Genomic DNA, 12,607 nt, shown 5'->3' on the forward strand with positions numbered 1-12,607 from the left:
CGCAGCCGCCACCCGGCAATGTTTGGAACCGTTTACACCTCACTCTCTATACCCCGCTTTCAGAATATTCTCTTTGCATGATCGCATTTCTTCTGCTGTTACATTCCCTTTCAGTTAAGTCTGAAATTTGTGCAAACGCGATGCATATCAATTAATTTACCTCTATATTTTCAAAGCTTTAATTATTTTTACGGTTACAAACTAGTGTAACCGATTACACCGTTGTGATTTGACTCACATATTTTTATGAGCCGCTCACCTACTCTTAATATCGTAAAAACTGATAACCCAACTGGAGGGCATAATGCCTGACAATAATAAACAGGGGCGTACGTCCAATAAGGCAATGACGTTCTTCGTCTGCTTCCTCGCCGCTCTGGCAGGATTACTTTTTGGCCTGGATATTGGCGTAATTGCCGGTGCATTACCTTTCATCACCGATGAGTTCCAGATTAGCGCACACACTCAGGAATGGGTGGTCAGCTCCATGATGTTCGGTGCCGCCGTCGGCGCGGTCGGCAGCGGCTGGCTCTCCTTTAAGCTCGGGCGTAAAAAGAGCCTGATGATCGGCGCGATCCTGTTCGTTGCCGGCTCACTGTTCTCTGCCGCTGCGCCTAACGTTGAAGTGCTGATCCTCTCCCGCGTGCTGCTCGGTCTGGCAGTGGGCGTGGCGTCTTATACTGCCCCGCTGTACCTGTCTGAAATCGCACCGGAAAAAATCCGCGGCAGCATGATTTCCATGTACCAGCTGATGATCACCATCGGTATTCTGGGGGCTTATCTTTCCGATACCGCCTTCAGCTACAGCGGCGCATGGCGCTGGATGCTGGGCGTCATCATCATTCCGGCCATTCTGCTGTTGATTGGTGTCTTCTTCCTGCCGGACAGCCCGCGCTGGTTCGCCGCCAAACGCCGCTTCCACGATGCCGAACGCGTGCTCTTACGCCTGCGTGATACCAGCGCCGAAGCCAAAAACGAGCTGGAAGAGATCCGCGAAAGCCTGAAGGTCAAACAGTCCGGCTGGGCGCTGTTCAAAGAGAACAGCAACTTCCGCCGCGCGGTGTTCCTCGGTGTGCTGTTACAGATCATGCAACAGTTCACCGGGATGAACGTCATCATGTATTACGCGCCGAAAATCTTCGAACTGGCGGGCTACACCAACACCACCGAACAGATGTGGGGCACCGTGATCGTCGGCCTGACCAACGTGCTGGCGACCTTTATCGCTATCGGTCTGGTGGACCGCTGGGGGCGTAAACCAACCCTGACGCTGGGCTTCCTGGTGATGGCCATCGGGATGGGCGTGCTGGGTACCATGATGCACATGGGCATTCACTCCCCAACGGCACAGTACTTCGCCGTGGCGATGCTGCTGATGTTTATTATTGGGTTTGCGATGAGCGCCGGTCCGCTGATTTGGGTACTGTGCTCTGAGATCCAGCCGCTGAAAGGGCGTGATTTTGGTATCACCTGCTCTACCGCAACCAACTGGATTGCCAACATGATCGTCGGCGCAACGTTCCTGACCATGCTCAATACCCTGGGTAACGCCAATACCTTCTGGGTCTACGCCGGTCTGAACCTGTTCTTTATTGTTCTCACTATCTGGCTGGTTCCTGAAACCAAACATGTTTCACTGGAACACATTGAACGTAACCTGATGAAAGGTCGTCCTCTGCGCGAAATCGGCGCACACGACTGATCCTCCTGCGGGAGGCGCCTCTTGCGCCTCCCCGCTTCCCGCTTTATGCTCTGCCCCTATGAAATCTCCCCGTCTCCCCATCGCCATTCAGCAAGCCGTCATGCGCAGCCTGCGGGAAAAACTTGCCCAGGCCAACCTGAAGCTCGGCCGCAATTATCCTGAACCGAAGCTGGTCTATCAGCAGCGTGGCACCGCGGCGGGCACCGCCTGGCTGGAATCGTATGAGATCCGCCTGAATCCGGTGTTGCTGATGGAAAATCAGCAGGCGTTTATCGAAGAAGTGGTGCCGCACGAGCTGGCCCACCTTCTGGTGTGGAAACACTTTGGCCGCGTCGCGCCGCACGGCAAAGAGTGGAAATGGATGATGGAGGCGGTGCTCGGCGTTCCGGCTCGCCGCACCCACCAGTTCGAGCTGGAATCGGTACGCCGCAATACGTTTCCCTACCGCTGCCAGTGCCAGCAGCACCAGCTTACCGTCCGCCGTCACAACCGCGTGGTGCGCGGCGAGGCTACCTATCGCTGCGTAAAGTGCGGCGAACCACTGGTGGCGGAATAATCGCTCGAACTTTCAGGAACTTTCCTGATCTGACTGATTGCATACGGGAACAACATTCGTTACGTTGCGGGCTCGTTTTGACACGGAGTGTAAGATGTCCCGTAATGTTTCTCTCGCAGTCGCTTTTCTGGCGACGGCGCTCTCCGGCCATGCTCTGGCCGACGGTATTCACAGTTTCTCACAGGCAAAAACCGCAGGCGTAAAGATTAACGCCGACGTACCGGGTGATTTCTACTGCGGCTGTAAAATTAACTGGCAGGGTAAGAAAGGGGTCGTGGATCTGGGATCCTGCGGCTATAAGGTGCGCAAGAACGAGAACCGCGCCAGCCGAATCGAATGGGAACACGTTGTTCCGGCCTGGCAGTTTGGCCACCAGCGCCAGTGCTGGCAGGACGGTGGACGTAAAAATTGCGCAAAAGATCCGGTCTACCGCCAGATGGAAAGCGATATGCACAACCTGCAACCCGCCGTGGGTGAAGTCAATGGCGACCGCGGAAACTTCATGTACAGCCAGTGGAACGGTGGCGAAGGCCAGTACGGTCAGTGCGCCATGAAGGTCGATTTCAAAGAGAAACTCGCCGAACCGCCTGCCCGCGCGCGCGGCAGCATCGCCCGCACTTACTTCTATATGCGCGACCGCTACGATCTCAACCTTTCCCGCCAGCAGACGCAGCTCTTCAATGCCTGGGACAAGCTCTACCCGGTGACGGACTGGGAATGCCAGCGCGACGAACGTATCGCCAAAGTCCAGGGGAATCACAACCCTTACGTCCAGCGGGCTTGCCAGGCGCAAAAGAGCTAACCTACACTACGGCAATTCGCTTATATCGCATGACACATGGAATTTCTGACTATGCGCATCCCTCGCATCTATCACCCTGAACTGATTACCCCAGGCGGCGAAATCGCCCTGTCTGATGATGCCGCAAACCACGTAGGCCGCGTGCTGCGCATGGGCGCAGGCCAGGCGATTCAGCTCTTTGACGGCTCTAATCAGATTTTTGACGCTGAAATTACGCGCGCCGATAAAAAAAGCGTGCACGTGAAGGTGCTGCGTGGCGACGTGGACGACCGGGAATCCCCGCTGCACATTCACCTTGGCCAGGTGATGTCGCGCGGGGAAAAGATGGAGTTCACCATTCAGAAATCCATTGAACTGGGTGTAAGCCTCATTACGCCACTTTTTTCTGAGCGCTGCGGCGTTAAACTGGATGCGGAACGTCTGAACAAAAAGATCCAGCAGTGGCAGAAAATTGCCATTGCAGCCTGTGAACAGAGTGGCCGCAACCGCATCCCGGAGATCCGCCCGGCGATGGATCTGGAGGACTGGTGTGCAGAAGAGGAAAGCGGGCTTAAGCTTAATCTTCATCCGCGCGCCAGCGCCAGCATCAATACGCTGCCGCTGCCCGTTGAGCGCGTACGCCTGCTGATTGGCCCGGAAGGCGGCCTGTCGGCTGACGAAATCGCCATGACGGCGCGTTACCAGTTTACTGATATTCTGTTGGGACCTCGCGTTCTGCGCACTGAGACAACGGCACTCACCGCCATTACCGCCCTACAGGTGCGATTTGGCGATCTGGGTTGAAGCAAAGCCTGACCCATAACCGGAGAAGAACATGATTAAGCTCGGCATCGTGATGGACCCCATCGCAAACATTAACATTAAGAAAGATTCCAGCTTCGCTATGCTGCTGGAAGCGCAGCGTCGCGGCTATGAACTCCACTATATGGAGATGAACGATCTGTACCTGATCAACGGTGAAGCCCGCGCACGTACCCGCATCGTTAACGTCGAGCAGAACTACGAAAAATGGTACGAATTCGGCACCGAGCAGGATATTGCCCTGGCCGACCTTAACGTCATCCTGATGCGTAAAGATCCGCCGTTCGACACCGAATACATTTACTCCACCTATATCCTTGAGCGTGCCGAAGAGAAAGGCACGCTGATCGTCAACAAGCCGCAGAGCCTGCGCGACTGCAACGAGAAGCTCTATACCGCATGGTTCTCTGACCTGACGCCGGAAACGCTGGTCACCCGCAGCAAAACGCAGCTGAAAGAATTCTGGCAGAAGCACGGCGACATCATCATGAAGCCGCTGGACGGCATGGGCGGCGCATCGATCTTCCGCGTGAAAGAGGGCGACCCGAACATTGGCGTAATTGCCGAAACGCTGACCGAGCTGGGGACCCGCTACTGCATGGCGCAAAACTATCTGCCGGCCATTAAAGACGGCGACAAGCGTGTGCTGGTTGTAGACGGCGAGCCGGTGCCTTACTGCCTGGCGCGTATCCCGCAGGGTGGTGAAACCCGTGGCAACCTGGCGGCCGGAGGCCGTGGCGAACCGCGTCCGTTAAGCGAAAGCGACTGGGAAATTGCCCGCCGCGTCGGCCCTACGCTGAAAGCCAAAGGCCTGATCTTCGTTGGCCTCGATATCATCGGCGATCGTCTGACCGAAGTGAACGTCACCAGCCCGACCTGCATTCGTGAGATCGAAGCGGAATTCCCGATCTCGATCACCGGAATGCTAATGGACGCTATCGAAAAACGTTTACAGAAATAACCTGTGACAGCGCCTGTGTTTATCCCCATACTGGGCGCTGTCGCTTTTTAAACCAGGAAACAGTACCTCTGACAATGAATTTACAGCATCACTTTCTTATTGCCATGCCTGCTCTCCAGGATCCGATTTTCCGCCGCGCCGTGGTCTATATTTGCGAATACAACGAAGACGGCGCAATGGGGATTATCATCAATAAGCCGCTGGAAAACCTTCAGGTCGAAGGCATTCTGGACAAGCTGAAAATCCCTGCTGAAGCGCGGCTGCCGGAAATCCGTCTTGATAAACCGGTGATGCTCGGCGGACCGCTTGCAGAAGATCGTGGCTTTATCCTGCATACCCCGCCGGTTTTCTCGTCCAGCATTCGTATCTCCGATAACACCGTCGTCACCACCTCTCGCGATGTGCTCGAAACACTGGGCACGGCAAATCAGCCTTCTGAGGTGCTGGTTGCGCTCGGCTACGCTTCCTGGGAAAAAGGGCAGCTGGAACAAGAAATTCTGGACAACGCCTGGCTGACGGCCCCTGCGGATATGAATATCCTGTTTAAAACCCCTATCGCCGATCGCTGGCGTGACGCGGCAAAACTGATTGGCATTGATATTCTGACCATGCCTGGCGTTGCGGGGCACGCGTAATGAGCGGCACCCTTCTCGCCTTTGACTTCGGCACCAAAAGCATCGGCGTCGCTGTGGGTCAACGGATCACCGGCACCGCCCGCCCGCTCACGGCGCTGAAAGCTAACGACGGCACGCCGGACTGGAACCTTATTGAGCGCTTGCTCAAAGAGTGGCAGCCGGACGACGTGATTGTCGGTCTGCCGTTGAACATGGACGGCACCGAGCAGCCGCTTACCGCCCGCGCGCGCAAGTTCGCGAACAAAATTCATGGCCGCTTTGGTGTCTCCGTTAAGCTGCACGATGAACGTTTGAGCACCGTCGAGGCACGCGCTGGCCTGTTCGAGCACGGTGGCTTCCGGGCGTTGAACAAAGGCAGCGTGGATTCAGCTTCAGCCGTCATTATCCTCGAAAGCTATTTCGAACAGGGTTACTGAGCGCCGGGGCCTACAGCCGCCCCTGCGCCAGTCGCTCCGCCAGACTCTGCTCAAAGTTCTGCATCCCCGCCTGCTGCCCCGTTTGAATAATGCCCGGCAGTTGCCAGGTTTTACCTTCGCGGATCAGGTTTGCCGCCGCCGACGTATTCACCAGTAGCTCATACAGCGCCACGCGCCCGCCCTGGACATCCTGACGCAGCTTCTGCGCCAGTACCGCACGCAGGCTTCCCGCCAGCTGATTACGAACCGGATCTTTCTCCTGCGCCGGGAAGGTATCGACCAGTCGCTCGATCGCCTGCGCCGCACCGCGCGTGTGCAGCGTGGCCAACACCAGATGGCCAGTCTCAGCCGCCGTCAACGCCAGGCGTATCGTCTCGCTGTCGCGCAGCTCACCAAGCAGAATCACATCCGGATCTTCACGCAGCGCACTGCGCAGGGCCTCGGCAAAGGACGGGCTATGCTGGCCTATCTCCCGCTGCCGGATGAGGCAACGTTCACTCTGGTACATAAACTCCACCGGATCTTCCAGGGTCAGAATGTGCCCGTCCGTATGGTGATTGAGAAAATCGACCATCGCGGCCAGGGTGGTCGATTTCCCGCTGCCGGTGGCGCCGGTGACCAGAATCAGGCCATTGTCATTGGACAAAAGCTCCGGGATCGCGCGCGGCACGCCTAGCGCAGAGAGCTGCGGACACGTCAGCGGCAACAGGCGTAGCGCGATCGAAACGCCGTGCATATGCTTAAACGCACTGCCGCGCAGCCGCTGACCGCCTGTGAGGGTAACGGCAAAATCTACCTGCCCGTTTGCCCACCAGGCACCCTGCTGCTCGTCGTTGAGCCACGCTTTTAATAACGCCTCCACATCGGGGGGCGGAAACGGCGCAGGTTCAAGACGGCCTGACCTGCGCCAGCGCGGTGGTGAATCACTGCACAGGTGTAGATCGGAGACGTTATGCTTTACACTAAGGGCCACAATTTCTTCCACATCCATAGACAACTCCTCGGAAAATGAACGACATTGCGCATAACCTGGCACAGGTCCGGGACAAAATCTCAGCCGCGGCAACGCGTTGCGGCCGTGCTTCAGAAGAAATTACGTTGCTTGCAGTCAGCAAAACCAAGCCTGCGAGCGCCATCGCAGAAGCGATAGCCGCCGGTCATCGTGCCTTTGGTGAAAACTATGTGCAGGAAGGCGTAGATAAGATTCGCGCTTTCCGGGAGCGGGGAAATACAGACCTGCAGTGGCACTTTATCGGTCCGCTACAGTCGAACAAAAGCCGTCTGGTAGCAGAGCACTTCGACTGGTGTCACACCATCGATCGTCTGCGTATCGCTACCCGTTTGAGCGACCAGCGCCCTATGGAGATGCCAGCGCTTAACGTGCTGATTCAAATCAACATCAGTGATGAAAACAGCAAGTCCGGCATTACGCTGAGCGAACTGGATGCGCTGGCGGCGGACGTGGCGGCGCTGCCGCGCTTAACCCTGCGCGGACTGATGGCCATTCCGGCACCAGAGTCAAGTTATGAAAGGCAGTTTGCCGTAGCACAGCAAATGGCTGTAGCATTTGAGGCGCTTAAAGCGCGCTATGACACGGTAGACACGCTTTCTCTGGGCATGTCGGACGATATGGAAGCCGCCATCGCGGCAGGCAGCACCATGGTGCGCATCGGCACAGCAATTTTCGGTGCGCGCGATTACACCCAATAATAAGGAAACCTGAGGAACGCCATGAAGACGTTGACTTTCCTGCTTTCAACGGTCATTGAACTGTATACGATGGCGCTGCTACTGCGCGTCTGGATGCAGTGGGCCCGTTGTGATTTTTACAATCCATTCTCACAATTTATCGTGAAAATCACGCAGCCCATTGTGGGGCCGCTTCGCCGCATCATTCCGGCAATGGGGCCGATTGACAGTTCATCTCTGCTGATGGCGTTTATTCTGAGCGTTATCAAAGCGATCGTGCTGTTTATGGTCATCACTTTCCAGCCGATTATCTGGATTTCAGCCGTTCTGATCCTGGTTAAAACCGTCGGCTCGCTGATCTTCTGGGTCCTGCTGGTGATGGCGATTATGAGCTGGGTAAGCCGGGGCCGTAGCCCGGTGGAGTACGCGTTGATTCAGCTGACTGAACCATTGCTGCGTCCGATCCGTAGCCTGCTGCCTGCGATGGGCGGAATCGACTTCTCCCCGATGCTTCTCGTTCTGCTGCTGTACGTGCTGAATATGGGTATCGCGGAACTGTTACAGGCGACGGGTAATATGCTGCTGCCGGGGCTGTGGATGGCGTTATGAGTGCAGTTAGCCCCTGCGCCGACGGGCTGGTTTTACGGCTGTACATTCAGCCGAAAGCCAGCCGCGACAGCATTGTTGGGCTGCATGGCGACGAGCTAAAAGTCGCCATCACTGCCCCGCCCGTTGACGGCCAGGCGAATGCGCATCTGACCAAATATCTGGCAAAACAGTTTCGCGTCGCTAAAAGCCAGGTCATCATTGAGAAAGGTGAACTTGGCCGGCATAAACAGGTAAAAATCCTTAACCCGCAATCTATCCCGACGGAAGTCGCGGCTCTGACAAAACAGGACTAAACCATGCAGAAAGTTGTTCTCGCCACCGGTAATGCCGGTAAAGTGCGCGAGCTGGCCTCGCTATTACATGATTTTGGGCTGGACGTGGTGGCTCAGACCGAGCTGGGCGTGGACTCCGCCGAAGAAACCGGCCTGACGTTTATCGAAAACGCCATTCTGAAAGCGCGCCATGCGGCGCAGGTAACCGGACTGCCCGCGATTGCCGATGACTCCGGTCTGGCCGTGGATTTTCTGGGCGGTGCGCCGGGGATTTACTCCGCCCGCTATTCCGGGGTGGACGCCACCGACCAGCAGAACCTGGAAAAGCTGCTTGTGGCCCTGAACGACGTCCCTGACGAACAGCGTACCGCGCAGTTCCACTGCGTGCTGGTCTACATGCGTCACGCGGAAGATCCCACGCCGATTGTCTGTCACGGCAGCTGGCCGGGCGTGATCACCCGTGAAGCGGCGGGCAACGGCGGCTTTGGTTACGACCCGATTTTCTTTGTCCCGACCGAGGGCAAAACCGCTGCGGAACTCACCCGCGAAGAGAAAAGCGCGATCTCCCACCGTGGACGCGCCCTGAAACTGTTACTGGAAGCAATGCGTAATGGCTAATTTGCCGCCTCTGAGTCTTTATATTCACATCCCATGGTGCGTGCAGAAATGCCCGTACTGCGATTTCAACTCGCACGCGCTGAAGGGCGAAGTGCCGCACGATGATTACGTCGCGCATCTGCTGGCCGATCTGGATGCCGATGTACCGTACGCACAGGGACGTGAAGTGAAGACCATTTTTATTGGTGGCGGTACGCCGAGCCTGCTTTCAGGCCCGGCGATGCAGACGCTGCTGGACGGTGTGCGCGCACGCCTGAAGCTGGCAGCGGATGCTGAAATTACGATGGAAGCCAACCCGGGCACCGTTGAGGCCGACCGTTTTGTCGAGTATCAGCGCGCGGGCGTGAACCGTATCTCCATCGGCGTGCAGAGCTTTAGCGAGCCAAAGCTGAAGCGTCTGGGGCGCATTCACGGCCCGGAAGAGGCAAAGCGCGCGGCAAACCTGGCAACGGGGCTTGGGCTGCGCAGTTTTAACCTCGATTTGATGCACGGCCTGCCGGATCAGTCCCTCGAAGAAGCGCTGGACGATTTGCGTCAGGCAATTGAACTGAACCCGCCGCATCTGTCGTGGTATCAGTTGACCATTGAACCGAACACCCTGTTTGGTTCCCGTCCTCCGGTGCTGCCGGACGATGACGCGCTGTGGGATATCTTCGAGCAGGGCCACCAGCTTTTGACCGCGGCGGGGTATCAGCAATACGAAACCTCGGCGTATGCGAAGCCGGGCTATCAGTGTCAGCACAACCTGAACTACTGGCGCTTTGGTGATTATCTGGGGATTGGCTGCGGGGCACACGGCAAAGTGACCTTCCCGGACGGGCGCATTCTGCGTACTGCCAAAACGCGTCATCCGCGCGGGTTTATGGAAGGTCGCTACCTGGAGCGTCAGCATGACGTCGAGGCGGTGGATAAGCCGTTTGAGTTCTTTATGAACCGCTTCCGTCTGCTGGAAGCCGCACCGCGCGCGGAGTTTGCGCTCTACACCGGGTTGTCAGAGTCGGTGATTCGTCCGCAGATTGACGAGGCGCTGGCGCAGGGGTATCTGACCGAGTGTGATGAGTACTGGCAGATCACCGAGCACGGTAAGCTGTTCCTAAACTCCCTTCTTGAGCTGTTCCTCGCTGAAAATCCTGAAGGCTGATTCAGGATTTTACATCCCGTTCTGCTGGTTGAGGGAAAGGCTGGCAGAGTGTGGGGATGGAAATTACTCGTTCTTATGCAAAACAGCTCAGACGTGAGCTGACAAAAGAAGAAAGACGGCTTTGGTATCTACTGCGCAGCCGCCGTTTCGAAAATTATAAATTTCGTCGACAGCATCCGGTAGGTAATTACATTCTGGATTTCGCCTGCTGCGCGGCTCGTCTGGCTGTTGAGCTGGATGGCGGGCAACATGATGAGAATCAGGAATACGATCGTCAAAGGACGCTCTGGCTAAATCGAAAGGGCTGGTACGTCATTCGTTTCTGGAACAACGAACTCTGGGATAACGAAGAGGTGGTGTTAGAAAAGATCCTTGAAACACTGCAAATGCTGTAACCCTCACCCCGGCCCTCTCCCTGAAAGGGAGAGGGCGCAAACCATCCCCTCGCCCCTTTGGGGAGAGGGTTAGGGTGAGGGGTGAAGTAAATTACTTCAGCGTCCCCACCAGCGCCTTCCGGCTGTCTTCCAGGGACACCACGCGTTTACACACGTCTTTGCCGAACTGCTGGAAATCGGCTTCCTGATTCTTCCACTCGTTCTGAATCGAGGTTTGCAGTCCGCCCAGGCTACCCAGTACACCCTGCAACGGATTACCGCCGCCTTTCAGCACCGCTTTGGCGCCCATCTCGTTGATGCTGTCCTGGAGAATGCCGCCCATCGCCTGGTTCACCAGCTGCTGACCGTCGGCTCGCACCTGATCGATCGCCTTATAGTGGAACGTCAGGCCATCAGAGCGCGTCTCAATAATGCGGTTCATCTGTTCTTTCAGCTGTTTATCCAGCTTCGTCAGGCGGGTGCGCATATTGCTGCTCTCCCCCACCTCTTTGGTGATGATTTTATCCAGCGCCACGCGGCCCTTCTCAACGCGGGTCAGCGCGCCATCGTTTATCCATGGCAGCGCGGTACGCAACTCGGCCTGGTAGTCCATCGCCTGCTCGCGCTGGGCGGCCGTCAGGTTTTGCTGTTTGCCGTTAAACGTCACGTTGCCATCCGGCGTGATCACCAGATTGCCATTCTCGCCCTTAACCTGCACGGTTTGCGGGCTTAATACCACGTCGTCACGCGGGGTGACGCTACATTTATACTCCGCATGGGCGGTGGTTCCGATTGCCAGTAAAGCAACCGCCAGCAACGTTTTACGCATCTTCAACACTCCCTCAGACAAAATGGGCCAGCTAATGCTGGCCCCGTTCTTGCTTTATTAGTCCCACCAAACGTCGAAAAGTTCGCTGACGCGGACATCTTCCAGTTTGTGGTCTTCAAGCCATTTGCGTACCAGCGCCTGATGTTCTTCGGTGCATTTCCCTACTTCCTGGGTGCAAATCAGACCTTCCCACGCCAGATAGCCGCTACCGTCGAAGGCCAGCTTGTTGGGTTCGATCACCTCGTTGATGAACGCATCAACGTCCTGATCGATCTGCTCAACGCTGGTGCCTTCCGGGAAACGCCAGGCAACGGAGAAACCCACTTCCTGGAATTCTTCGATGTGCATCTTTTTACGCAGACGACGGCTACGATTCTTTGCCATTATTTCACCCTCTCGAACATTAAGTCCCATACGCCGTGACCAAGACGATGGCCACGCTGTTCAAATTTTGTCACCGGACGTGAATCCGGACGCGGTACGTAGTCGTTGCTTTCAGACTGGTTTTTATACCCGTCCAGCGACGACATCACTTCCAGCATGTGTTCCGCATAAGGTTCCCAGTCGGTCGCCATGTGGAAGACGCCGCCCAGCTTAAGCTTACTTTTCACCAGCTCGGCAAACGGTGCCTGAACGATACGGCGTTTATTATGACGCGCTTTGTGCCACGGGTCAGGGAAAAAGAGCTGAACCATGTTCAAAGAATTGTCAGGAATCATTTTGTGCAGCACTTCCACCGCGTCGTGACACATAACGCGCAGGTTCTCAACGCCCTCTTCATGGGCCGTTGCCAGACACGCACCGACGCCTGGCGAGTGCACTTCAATACCGAGGAAGTTCTGCTCCGGTCGCGCTTTCGCCATAGTGACCAGCGAGGTGCCCATGCCAAAACCGATCTCCAGCGTCACTGGCGCATCGCGGCCAAACAGCTCGGTAAAGTCGAGCGGCTGCTCGCTGAACTCAACGCCCATCACCGGCCAGTAGTTATCCAGCGCGTGTTGCTGCCCTTTTGTCAGGCGGCCCTGACGGCGGACAAAGCTGCGAATACGGCGCAGCGGGCGACCGTTTTCATCAAATTCCGGTGAAATGACGTCGTTTTTCATAAAAGAGTTGTCTGCTTGTGAGAGTGTACGGGAAACGGGCATTATCCAAAGTTAAGGCTTCTATGCAAGCATGGGAAAGATCCGGTTTACAGCAGATTG

17 protein-coding genes are annotated in these 12,607 nt (G+C 56.3%); 13 read left to right on the forward strand and 4 right to left on the reverse strand.

What is annotated here, in order from left to right; all coding sequences use genetic code 11:
• The first annotated feature begins 304 nt into the window (after positions 1 to 304).
• The 7 genes from galP (at position 305) to ruvX (ending at position 5,873) form a co-directional block, all read left to right on the forward strand.
• Positions 305 to 1,702: a galactose/proton symporter gene (gene galP / locus IPZ49_RS11330; protein ID WP_023306911.1), complete on the forward strand. Its 1,398-nt coding sequence runs from the start codon at positions 305 to 307 to the stop codon at positions 1,700 to 1,702.
• A 58-nt stretch (positions 1,703 to 1,760) separates the two neighbouring features.
• Positions 1,761 to 2,258 carry a SprT family zinc-dependent metalloprotease gene (locus IPZ49_RS11335; protein WP_023298567.1) on the forward strand — a complete coding sequence of 166 codons (498 nt, stop codon included), beginning with the start codon at positions 1,761 to 1,763 and terminating at the stop codon, positions 2,256 to 2,258.
• 94 nt (positions 2,259 to 2,352) lie between these two features.
• Positions 2,353 to 3,060: a deoxyribonuclease I gene (endA, locus tag IPZ49_RS11340; RefSeq protein WP_022649352.1), complete on the forward strand. Its 708-nt coding sequence runs from the start codon at positions 2,353 to 2,355 to the stop codon at positions 3,058 to 3,060.
• Between the two features lie 51 nt (positions 3,061 to 3,111).
• Positions 3,112 to 3,843, forward strand: a complete 732-nt coding sequence (gene rsmE / locus IPZ49_RS11345) for a 16S rRNA (uracil(1498)-N(3))-methyltransferase (RefSeq protein WP_003860033.1) — start codon at positions 3,112 to 3,114, stop codon at positions 3,841 to 3,843.
• A 31-nt stretch (positions 3,844 to 3,874) separates the two neighbouring features.
• The gene (gene gshB / locus IPZ49_RS11350; RefSeq protein ID WP_003860032.1) at positions 3,875 to 4,822 is read left to right on the forward strand and encodes a glutathione synthase; all 948 of its coding nucleotides are present in this window, start codon (positions 3,875 to 3,877) and stop codon (positions 4,820 to 4,822) included.
• Between the two features lie 74 nt (positions 4,823 to 4,896).
• A complete protein-coding gene (locus IPZ49_RS11355; protein ID WP_022649353.1) occupies positions 4,897 to 5,457 on the forward strand; it encodes a YqgE/AlgH family protein in 561 nt (186 codons plus the stop codon).
• Positions 5,457 to 5,873 carry a Holliday junction resolvase RuvX gene (gene ruvX, locus IPZ49_RS11360; protein WP_006811925.1) on the forward strand — a complete coding sequence of 139 codons (417 nt, stop codon included), beginning with the start codon at positions 5,457 to 5,459 and terminating at the stop codon, positions 5,871 to 5,873. The genes IPZ49_RS11355 and ruvX overlap by 1 nt, the downstream gene beginning before the upstream one ends.
• Positions 5,874 to 5,883: 10 nt before the next feature.
• On the opposite strand, the gene IPZ49_RS11365 is transcribed toward ruvX, so the two are convergent.
• On the reverse strand, positions 5,884 to 6,864 hold the full coding sequence (locus IPZ49_RS11365; protein ID WP_063146832.1) for a type IV pilus twitching motility protein PilT: 981 nt from the start codon (positions 6,862 to 6,864) through the stop codon (positions 5,884 to 5,886).
• A gap of 17 nt (positions 6,865 to 6,881) precedes the next feature.
• On the opposite strand from IPZ49_RS11365, the gene IPZ49_RS11370 reads away from it, so the two are divergent.
• Genes IPZ49_RS11370 through IPZ49_RS11395 form a run of 6 tightly spaced genes read left to right on the forward strand, consistent with a single transcriptional unit; the run spans position 6,882 to position 10,597 of the window.
• Complete coding sequence (locus tag IPZ49_RS11370; protein ID WP_023298569.1) at positions 6,882 to 7,583, forward strand: YggS family pyridoxal phosphate-dependent enzyme; 702 nt, start codon at positions 6,882 to 6,884, stop codon at positions 7,581 to 7,583.
• A 21-nt stretch (positions 7,584 to 7,604) separates the two neighbouring features.
• Entirely contained in the window at positions 7,605 to 8,171 is a 567-nt protein-coding gene (locus tag IPZ49_RS11375; RefSeq protein WP_003860024.1) for a YggT family protein, read from the forward strand.
• Complete coding sequence (gene yggU / locus IPZ49_RS11380; RefSeq protein ID WP_022649356.1) at positions 8,168 to 8,464, forward strand: DUF167 family protein YggU; 297 nt, start codon at positions 8,168 to 8,170, stop codon at positions 8,462 to 8,464. Before IPZ49_RS11375 ends, yggU begins: the two co-directional genes overlap by 4 nt.
• A gap of 3 nt (positions 8,465 to 8,467) precedes the next feature.
• Positions 8,468 to 9,061 carry an XTP/dITP diphosphatase gene (locus IPZ49_RS11385; protein WP_063146831.1) on the forward strand — a complete coding sequence of 198 codons (594 nt, stop codon included), beginning with the start codon at positions 8,468 to 8,470 and terminating at the stop codon, positions 9,059 to 9,061.
• On the forward strand, positions 9,054 to 10,202 hold the full coding sequence (gene hemW / locus IPZ49_RS11390) for a radical SAM family heme chaperone HemW (RefSeq protein ID WP_063146830.1): 1,149 nt from the start codon (positions 9,054 to 9,056) through the stop codon (positions 10,200 to 10,202). The genes IPZ49_RS11385 and hemW overlap by 8 nt, the downstream gene beginning before the upstream one ends.
• A 56-nt stretch (positions 10,203 to 10,258) precedes the next feature.
• Positions 10,259 to 10,597 carry an endonuclease domain-containing protein gene (locus IPZ49_RS11395; RefSeq protein ID WP_063146829.1) on the forward strand — a complete coding sequence of 113 codons (339 nt, stop codon included), beginning with the start codon at positions 10,259 to 10,261 and terminating at the stop codon, positions 10,595 to 10,597.
• Between the two features lie 91 nt (positions 10,598 to 10,688).
• Here IPZ49_RS11395 and IPZ49_RS11400 read toward each other — a convergent pair whose 3' ends face one another.
• Genes IPZ49_RS11400 through trmB form a run of 3 tightly spaced genes read right to left on the reverse strand, consistent with a single transcriptional unit; the run spans position 10,689 to position 12,508 of the window.
• Positions 10,689 to 11,405, reverse strand: a complete 717-nt coding sequence (locus tag IPZ49_RS11400; protein WP_022649360.1) for a DUF2884 domain-containing protein — start codon at positions 11,403 to 11,405, stop codon at positions 10,689 to 10,691.
• A 57-nt stretch (positions 11,406 to 11,462) separates the two neighbouring features.
• Positions 11,463 to 11,789 (reverse strand): YggL family protein, encoded by a 327-nt coding sequence (locus IPZ49_RS11405; RefSeq protein ID WP_003862421.1) that lies wholly within the window; start codon positions 11,787 to 11,789, stop codon positions 11,463 to 11,465.
• Positions 11,789 to 12,508, reverse strand: coding sequence for a tRNA (guanosine(46)-N7)-methyltransferase TrmB (gene trmB, locus IPZ49_RS11410; RefSeq protein WP_022649361.1), 720 nt, complete (start codon positions 12,506 to 12,508; stop codon positions 11,789 to 11,791). Before trmB ends, IPZ49_RS11405 begins: the two co-directional genes overlap by 1 nt.
• Positions 12,509 to 12,607: the final 99 nt, after the last annotated feature.

It is taken from the genome of Enterobacter cloacae complex sp. S2 (genome assembly GCF_015159675.1).
GTDB classification, from domain to species: domain Bacteria; phylum Pseudomonadota; class Gammaproteobacteria; order Enterobacterales; family Enterobacteriaceae; genus Enterobacter; species Enterobacter intestinihominis.

What these genes read in the sequence shown, in the direction of transcription:
- galP (WP_023306911.1), top strand. Translation starts at nt 305, where the DNA reads ATGCCTGACAATAATAAACAGGGGCGTACGTCCAATAAGGCAATGACG.
- IPZ49_RS11335 (WP_023298567.1), top strand. Translation starts at nt 1,761, where the DNA reads ATGAAATCTCCCCGTCTCCCCATCGCCATTCAGCAAGCCGTCATGCGC.
- endA (WP_022649352.1), top strand. Translation starts at nt 2,353, where the DNA reads ATGTCCCGTAATGTTTCTCTCGCAGTCGCTTTTCTGGCGACGGCGCTC.
- rsmE (WP_003860033.1), top strand. Translation starts at nt 3,112, where the DNA reads ATGCGCATCCCTCGCATCTATCACCCTGAACTGATTACCCCAGGCGGC.
- gshB (WP_003860032.1), top strand. Translation starts at nt 3,875, where the DNA reads ATGATTAAGCTCGGCATCGTGATGGACCCCATCGCAAACATTAACATT.
- IPZ49_RS11355 (WP_022649353.1), top strand. Translation starts at nt 4,897, where the DNA reads ATGAATTTACAGCATCACTTTCTTATTGCCATGCCTGCTCTCCAGGAT.
- ruvX (WP_006811925.1), top strand. Translation starts at nt 5,457, where the DNA reads ATGAGCGGCACCCTTCTCGCCTTTGACTTCGGCACCAAAAGCATCGGC.
- IPZ49_RS11365 (WP_063146832.1), bottom strand. Translation starts at nt 6,864, where the DNA reads ATGGATGTGGAAGAAATTGTGGCCCTTAGTGTAAAGCATAACGTCTCC.
- IPZ49_RS11370 (WP_023298569.1), top strand. Translation starts at nt 6,882, where the DNA reads ATGAACGACATTGCGCATAACCTGGCACAGGTCCGGGACAAAATCTCA.
- IPZ49_RS11375 (WP_003860024.1), top strand. Translation starts at nt 7,605, where the DNA reads ATGAAGACGTTGACTTTCCTGCTTTCAACGGTCATTGAACTGTATACG.
- yggU (WP_022649356.1), top strand. Translation starts at nt 8,168, where the DNA reads ATGAGTGCAGTTAGCCCCTGCGCCGACGGGCTGGTTTTACGGCTGTAC.
- IPZ49_RS11385 (WP_063146831.1), top strand. Translation starts at nt 8,468, where the DNA reads ATGCAGAAAGTTGTTCTCGCCACCGGTAATGCCGGTAAAGTGCGCGAG.
- hemW (WP_063146830.1), top strand. Translation starts at nt 9,054, where the DNA reads ATGGCTAATTTGCCGCCTCTGAGTCTTTATATTCACATCCCATGGTGC.
- IPZ49_RS11395 (WP_063146829.1), top strand. Translation starts at nt 10,259, where the DNA reads ATGGAAATTACTCGTTCTTATGCAAAACAGCTCAGACGTGAGCTGACA.
- IPZ49_RS11400 (WP_022649360.1), bottom strand. Translation starts at nt 11,405, where the DNA reads ATGCGTAAAACGTTGCTGGCGGTTGCTTTACTGGCAATCGGAACCACC.
- IPZ49_RS11405 (WP_003862421.1), bottom strand. Translation starts at nt 11,789, where the DNA reads ATGGCAAAGAATCGTAGCCGTCGTCTGCGTAAAAAGATGCACATCGAA.
- trmB (WP_022649361.1), bottom strand. Translation starts at nt 12,508, where the DNA reads ATGAAAAACGACGTCATTTCACCGGAATTTGATGAAAACGGTCGCCCG.